Raw genomic sequence first — 314 nt, forward strand, 5'->3', positions numbered from 1 at the left:
TGCTGGCATCCCAGGGCGTCATCACCATCGGCACCGTACTGACCGCCTACCTGTGCTTTACCCAGCTGACCGGCCCGCTGCGGGAACTGCACCGGATTCTGGATGAATTTTCCGAATGTGTGGTACTGGCCAACGATTACTTCCAGCTGCTGGAACTTCCACTGGATTTTTCCTATGCCGACGTTCTCACCCCGGCAGCCGTTCCTTCCGGCAACGATGTGCAGCTGCATGGCGTCCGGTTTGCCTACCCCGAAAAGCCCGACCAGCCGATTCTGCAGAACATTGATCTGTCCATTGCTCCCGGAAAATTCATC

1 pseudogene is annotated in these 314 nt (G+C 57.0%); it reads left to right on the forward strand.

The window, feature by feature from the left end:
• A pseudogene (locus H6B10_RS15955) lies at positions 1-314 on the forward strand (ABC transporter ATP-binding protein); the annotation flags it as partial.

The sequence above is a fragment of the Gemmiger formicilis genome (assembly GCF_016901605.1).
Taxonomy (GTDB): domain Bacteria; phylum Bacillota; class Clostridia; order Oscillospirales; family Ruminococcaceae; genus Gemmiger; species Gemmiger formicilis_B.